This window comes from Streptomyces sp. SID3343 (genome assembly GCF_009865215.1).
Taxonomy (GTDB): Bacteria; Actinomycetota; Actinomycetes; order Streptomycetales; family Streptomycetaceae; genus Embleya.
Genome location: NZ_WWJX01001452.1, coordinates 1 through 6,158, shown reverse-complemented (window position 1 = coordinate 6,158; position 6,158 = coordinate 1). Strand labels below are relative to the sequence as shown.

At 71.0% G+C, this 6,158-nt stretch carries 7 protein-coding genes; 2 read left to right on the top strand and 5 right to left on the bottom strand.

Features of this window, described 5'->3' with window-relative positions:
- Positions 1–631: TetR/AcrR family transcriptional regulator (locus tag GT354_RS46155; protein ID WP_161363538.1), on the top strand; the 631-nt coding region annotated here is incomplete at its 5' end.
- A gap of 179 nt (positions 632–810) precedes the next feature.
- Here the strand turns inward: GT354_RS46155 and GT354_RS46150 are convergent.
- From GT354_RS46150 to GT354_RS46130, 5 genes are all read right to left on the bottom strand, one after another.
- Entirely contained in the window at positions 811–993 is a 183-nt protein-coding gene (locus GT354_RS46150) for a hypothetical protein (protein WP_161363536.1), read from the bottom strand.
- A 44-nt stretch (positions 994–1,037) separates the two neighbouring features.
- Entirely contained in the window at positions 1,038–3,140 is a 2,103-nt protein-coding gene (locus tag GT354_RS46145) for a radical SAM protein (RefSeq protein ID WP_161363534.1), read from the bottom strand.
- Between the two features lie 79 nt (positions 3,141–3,219).
- Positions 3,220–4,320, bottom strand: a complete 1,101-nt coding sequence (locus GT354_RS46140) for a hypothetical protein (protein ID WP_161363532.1) — start codon at positions 4,318–4,320, stop codon at positions 3,220–3,222.
- Between the two features lie 166 nt (positions 4,321–4,486).
- The gene (locus GT354_RS46135; protein WP_161363530.1) at positions 4,487–4,846 is read right to left on the bottom strand and encodes a hypothetical protein; all 360 of its coding nucleotides are present in this window, start codon (positions 4,844–4,846) and stop codon (positions 4,487–4,489) included.
- A 37-nt stretch (positions 4,847–4,883) separates the two neighbouring features.
- On the bottom strand, positions 4,884–5,264 hold the full coding sequence (locus GT354_RS46130; RefSeq protein WP_161363528.1) for a hypothetical protein: 381 nt from the start codon (positions 5,262–5,264) through the stop codon (positions 4,884–4,886).
- A 516-nt stretch (positions 5,265–5,780) separates the two neighbouring features.
- Here GT354_RS46130 and GT354_RS46125 point away from each other — a divergent pair.
- A partial coding sequence (locus tag GT354_RS46125) for a hypothetical protein (RefSeq protein ID WP_161363525.1) occupies positions 5,781–6,158 on the top strand: 378 nt, incomplete at its 3' end.

The window sequence follows — 6,158 nt, the reverse complement described above, 5'->3', positions numbered from 1 at the left end:
AGACGCGGCCATCGCACTTCTCGCCTCCGACGGGGTCCGCGGGCTTACCCACCGCGCCGTGGAGAAGATCGCGGACGTGCCCGGCGGAACAGCGTCGAACTACTTCCCCACGCGGGAAGCCCTCCTCGTCGCGGCGGCCGACCGGGTCGCCGAACTGCACGTCCGGGAGATGGAGTCCGCGTCACGCAGCGGGCTCGGGGCAACGCGGGACACCGCGGTCGGGACACCCGACGGGGTATGGGACGAAGTCACCACTCCCGCGCTTCTGGCCGACCTGCTCACCGAGTCACTCCTCAGCGCCGCGACCGACCGGCGCGACCGCTACCTGGCGGTGTGCGAACTCCGGCTCGAAGCCGGGCGCCGGCCGGCTCTCGCCTCCGCCCTGTCCTCCGTCTCCGCCTCCATGGAGAAACAGACCCAGGCTCTGCACGCCGAACTGGCCACGCCCGTACCGGCTTTCGCGATCCGCACCCTGATCGCCCTCTATACCGGCGCCCTGTTCACCCTGGTCACGACGCCACTCGACGAAATCGACGCCGCCACTGTCCGCGGCCTCGCCGAGGCAATCGTCGACGGAGCGCTTCCGGGACGCCGCAACGCCGCGGGCACGTCGGCATCGCCCACCGGATGACCTCGTGACCCGAGCACGTCACCCGGGCGGCAGGACCGCCCGCGTCCGGCGTGCTCCCGGCGCCCGCCGGCGAGGGCCGTTTCCGCGACGAACTCGCGAACGAGGGGTCCACCGGCAGGATTCGGGCCGGCCCGCCGAGCGGGGTGTACGGGTGTCGGGCCGTCTTGGGTGTCGACCGGTCAGCGCCGGCGGCGGCGACGGCCCGGGCCGTCGCCCGCGGGGCGCAGGAGGGTGTACGTGAGGCCGACGAGCATGCCGCCGACGATGGCCACCCCGACGCCGACCCGGGTGTCGATCAGGAAGCCGAGGACGATCGCGGCGGCGTAGAGCATGGGGGCGGCGATCCGGATGTTGCGAACCATGTCGGTTTCCCTGGGGCTGGGCCCGCCGGCGCGGCGGGGACGGGTCAACGGGCGGTCGGGGCGAGGAGCGCGTCCGTCGAGTGCGCGATCGTGGCGCAGTCGTGGATCGGGCGCCCGCTGCCGTGCCACACGGACAACGCGTAGGCGCTGAACGGGTAGTGGATCCGGGCCGACGGCACGGTGACCGTGCCGCGCACGACGCTCGCCGCGTCGGCCGACCCGTCGCCCGCCCCGTCACCCGATTCGTCGGCCGTCGGCGGCACGTCCCCATGCTCGCGCAGTACCGCCCACATGTGTGCGGGAATTGCGAACTCGTGGGTTTCGGCCACCCGGTGGATGCCCGCGCGGAAAACCGCTGCGGCGGCCAGGTCCAGGCCCACCACCCGGTCCAGGTCGGCGCGTTCGGGCCGCCGGGACGCGGTCGCGGGGTCGGCGCCGAGGTGCTCGTACAGGAAGTCGACCGCGGCGCGAGCGTGTTGCTCGGCGCGCTCGGGGCGGCGGACCATGCGGTGCAGGATCGCCTGGTAGTGGACTTCCTCGTGGATGATCTCGTCGCCGATCTCGGCGTACAGCGCCCGGCGCGGGAAGCTGTCCGGCTCGCGCCACGCGCGGGTGTAGTCCGCGTACCAGTGCGCCGCGATCGGGTCGGGGTCGCCGGTGTCCAGGTGTTCGCCGAGCGCGGCGACCAGGTCGACGGTACGCGCGCCCGTCGCGTGCGCCAGGACGCGCAGGGTGCAGCGGAGCAGGCACTTGTGGAACAGGGTGAGCGGGATGCGCAGTCGCATGCCGTGCAGCCAGTCCTCGAAGTCCATCCCGGCGTGGCCCGTGACGACGTCGGCGATCAGGTCGGTGTTGCCCGGGTCGCACGGCATCCGGCGGGTGGTGAGCGCGTGTTCGTCGCGAAAGCGCGCGTGCGTGTAGTCGGTGTTGTTGAGCAGCAGCAGCGGGTAGACGACCGGTGATCCTCCCGAGGCGACGGCTTCCTCGACCCCGTCCAGGTGGGTCGCGAGCGACTCGCCGGGCAGACCCCAGATGAGGTCGGTGTAGGTGGGAATGCCGTGTTCGCGGAACTGCCGTTGCATGCGCCGGTAGTTGTCGACCCGGATGTTGGTGCGGTTGGCGATCTGCAATACCTCGGCGTCGAACGACTGCGCGGACAGCGTGATCGCGCCGGTGAGGCCGGCGCGGTACAGGATCGAGGCGATCTCGACCACGCGACCGTTGGTGTTCTTGGCCCAGTTCGTCATCACCAGGAGCCGCTTGCCGTGCCGCGCGCACAGGTCGACGAGGTGCCGGGCGATCTCGGTGTCGCGCGGCAGGATGCCGAAGTTGGCGTCGGCGATGAAGAGTTGGGTGCCGTTACCGACGTGCGTGACGATGCGTTCCAGTTCGGCGCGGATGCGATCCAGCGAGTATTGCCGGACCTTGGAGTTGGTGGCCCCGCCCCAATAGCAGAACGCGCACGAGTAGGGGCAGCCCCGGTTGGTCTCGTAGACGATCATCCGTGATCGCGCGAGATCGTCGTCCGACCACACGCTCGGGTCGAGCAGCGGGGACGGCAGGATGTCGAGGTCGGTCACCCGCGGGGCGGCGGCGGTGTCGACGATCCCGCCGCCGGCGCCGACGTGGCTGATGCCGGGCACGCCGGCGAGCCCGGCCAGGAGGCCCGGGTCGGTGAGCGACGCGTCGGGGTGGGCGACGAACTGCCGCAGCAGGTCGGCGAAGCGCAGTTCGCCCTCGCCGTGTACGAGGACGTCGACCCACGGTGCCTCGGCGAACAGCGCCTTCTGTTGGTGCGTGACGTCGTTGCCGCCGACCACGATCCGACATCGCGGCCAGCGCTCCTTGATCCGCCGGGCCAGTTCCAGGGTGCGAGCCCGGTTCCAGAAGTAGACGGTGAAGGCGACGGCGAGCGGGTCGTCGAGCTCGGCCGAAACGGCGTGCGCGGCCCGCTCGAACGCGGGGCCGCCTTGCAGGTGCACGTGTTTGCGAAAGCACACGGCCGCGGCGAGGCCGGGATCCGCCTGGGCCGCCGCCTGGAGTTGGCCGAGCACGGCGCTGTAGCGGACGCCGGGCATCACGGTCAGCTCGACCAGGTGGACCTGGCGGCGACGGGCCGGTACGGCGGGTGGCGGCGACGACGTCATCCGGGTCCTCCTGGACGGTGGCGGGCGAACGGTCCCGGCGCGCGGCGGGGCCCCTGGTTCTGCGCGGGTTTCGGCTTCGTCAGGTGACGGAGAGCGCGTAGTCGCCGAAGGCGATCAGTTGCACGCCGGTGCCCGGGGTGGCGCTCGGCGGTATGTGGCTGAGGTAGATTTCCAGCCGATCCACCGTGAACTGCGGCGCCCGGGCGCCCTCGGGGCTGCCGGCCAGCGCGGCCTCGCGGCTGCCGGCGTCCAGTTGCACATCGCCCTTGCCGCCCGTGGCGGTCATCGTGTCGCGGACCTGCACCGCGGTGAAGGCCAGTACCCCGCCGTCGCGGGTGCGCAGCAGGTACGTGGCGTAGCGCGGGGCGTCCGCCGGGATGGTGCGCTCCAGGATGCCGCCCTTCGCGCGTTGTGCCTGGACACCCGCGGTCCAGCCGCCGGTGAGCTGGCCGGTGAGCGCTTTCGTCGGCGACAGCGGCACCTTGGGGTCGCGCTTGCCCTGCGCGTAGTCCTGGTACGCGCGGCCCAGCGCGGCCGGGTCGGCGAGCAGGCCGGCGGTGTCCGCGACGACGGGCGCGCCGCCCGCGGCGTCCTGTTCCAGTTCCGGGAGTTCGGAGCGGTCCAGGGCGAACGGGTAGTAGGCGACCTTCCATGGCGCGCCCTCTTGGTCCTGTACGAACAGCAGGTACTTGGGCGAGGGGGAGACCGTGGAGGACTGCAGGAGCTGGGTGATCGCGACGAAGTACTTGGGATAGCCGGTCAATCGCGGGAAGACGAACCGCGGTTGCACGTATCCGGTCGAAGGCACCGCGACCGCCTGGGTCTTGGCGACCTGAAGTCCGGCCTTGCTCCCCACCGAAGCGGGCGGCATCTCGATGGCGTCGACCGCGGCCGGGTCCAGGCCCGCGTTGACTCGGGTGTTGCCCGCGGCGTACTCCTGCAACAGGCGGTTCGCCAACTCGATCCCCACCGGCGGGGGTTCGACGGCGGCTCCGGCCGGTTTGGGGTTCGCGGGGCTGTTCCCACACCCGGTGAGTGTGCCGCCGACCATCAGGACGGCCGCGGCAAGCACGGCCAGGCGTCGGTGCGCACCCCGGAATCCCCGGCGGCGCCGGCCGGCACTGGCTCGCGTCGCGGACGTGCGCGATGCACGCACGTCGGCCGCGTCTGGTCCGGGCATGTGTCTCCACCTCGGGTGTGCGGACGTTGGGGAACCGAGCGAACGATCGGGTGGCCGAGCAGTGGATCGGTCACCCGGCCGGTCGATCGGCAACGGGTACGGTTCCGGCGCCACGGGAGCGGAGCGATTCCCGCGGCGCCGGAACCGGGTGTGGTGCGTTGGCCCCTCAGGTGCTGGTGCAGCACGGCGAACAGCAACAGCTGTACGCGTCACCGCCGGCCACCGAGTCCAGGTCCGCCTCGGAGAGCTCGCGCGTCTCGATCAACGGCGAGTCCAGCACCCACAGTTCGTACCGGCCGGTTTCGGCGCCTTCCTCCCAGGCCACGACCTGCGCCTGAAGGTCGGGCTCGCCGCCGGCCTCGCGCGTGATCCGCACCGTGGCACCGGCAGGCAACTCGAAACCCATCTCCGCCAGCGCCGCACGCGGGTTCGTCTGCAACCTGGCCGCGTACTCGTCGTCCGACCACGCGGCCGTCAGCACCTTCGCGTAGAAGCTGACGAACGCGGCCCTCTCCCTGGGCTCCATAAGTGTTCCTCTCCAGCCGGTCAGCCGCCGTGGGCCGTCAGGTGCAGCAGCAGCACGGCGAACAGCAGCAGCAGTACGTCGTGTCGTCGCGTACTTCCTGGGTACCGCCGGCGACCGATTCGAGGTCGGCCTCGGACAGTTCGCGCAGCTCGATCTGCGGCGAGTTCGGCACCCGCAGTTCGAAGTCGCCCGACTCCGTACCGGCCTCCCACAGCTCGACCTGGGCCTCCAGGTCCGGCTCGCCGCCGAGGTTGCGCACGATGCGCACGGTGGCGCCGGCGGGCAGTTCCAGACCGTTCTCGGCCAGCGCGGCGCGCGGGTCCGTCTCCAGGCGGGCCGCGTACTCGTCGTTCGACCAGGCCGCCGTCAGAACCTTCGTGTAGGACCTGACGAACGCTGCCCTCTCCCTGGGTTCCATGTGCTTCCCTCTCGCTCGTCCGATTTCGGGCTTGCGCCGAATTCCACGACGGTGTCGGGTTCGGCGGCAATAACGGAAGCATGTGGAGATTGCCGTCGGCACGTCAATGCCCGAATTGCTAATGTGCCACTCCCGCGTATTCGGCGCCATCCCCCCGATACGTTTCACGCCCGACCCGCACGACAACAACGCAGGCCACAGGGTTAAGGGGGACACCCCCCAAGGTTAAGCAGACACCCCCGGCAGGCATTACCCACGCACCCCCCGACCGAGCGCGGGCACACCGGAGAAACAGCGAAGAATCGGCTGATCGACCTTGTCCGGGAGTGTGGGCGAGCACTAGGAATTACCCGGCGCCCGGCTTCGGTCGTCATTCGGCGGGCGCTCGGTCGTCATTCGGTCGGCGCTCGGTCGCCGTTCGCGGAAATCCGGACCCGAGGCGCGACAACCGCAGGAAACACGCAGGACCGCACCGGAAAGCGCAGGACACCGCCCGACAACGCCAGAGGAGCATTCGTGGACCTGCCTCGTCTCAAGGCACACCTCGTCGCCCGCGCACTCGGCCCGGATCGTGTCTTCCTCGTCTGCGAGGAAGGGCACTACCTCGTCCAGGGCAAGGCCGTCGCGGCCGTGCTGCCCTATCTCGACGGCACGCACACGATCGCCGAGACCACCGAGAAGCTCGCCGAGCGGTTCACCATGGGCGAAGTGGTCTTCGCGATCTCCAAGTTCCAGCGTTTCGGGCACCTCGTGGACGGCACGGTGGGCGACGACCTGGCGACCGCCGCCGCGTGGGAATCACTGGGCCTGGACACCGCGACGGCCTGCCGTCGGCTCGGCGCCGCCCGCCTGGAGGTCGCCGCCCTGGGCCGCGTGGACGCCGCCGCGGTGGTC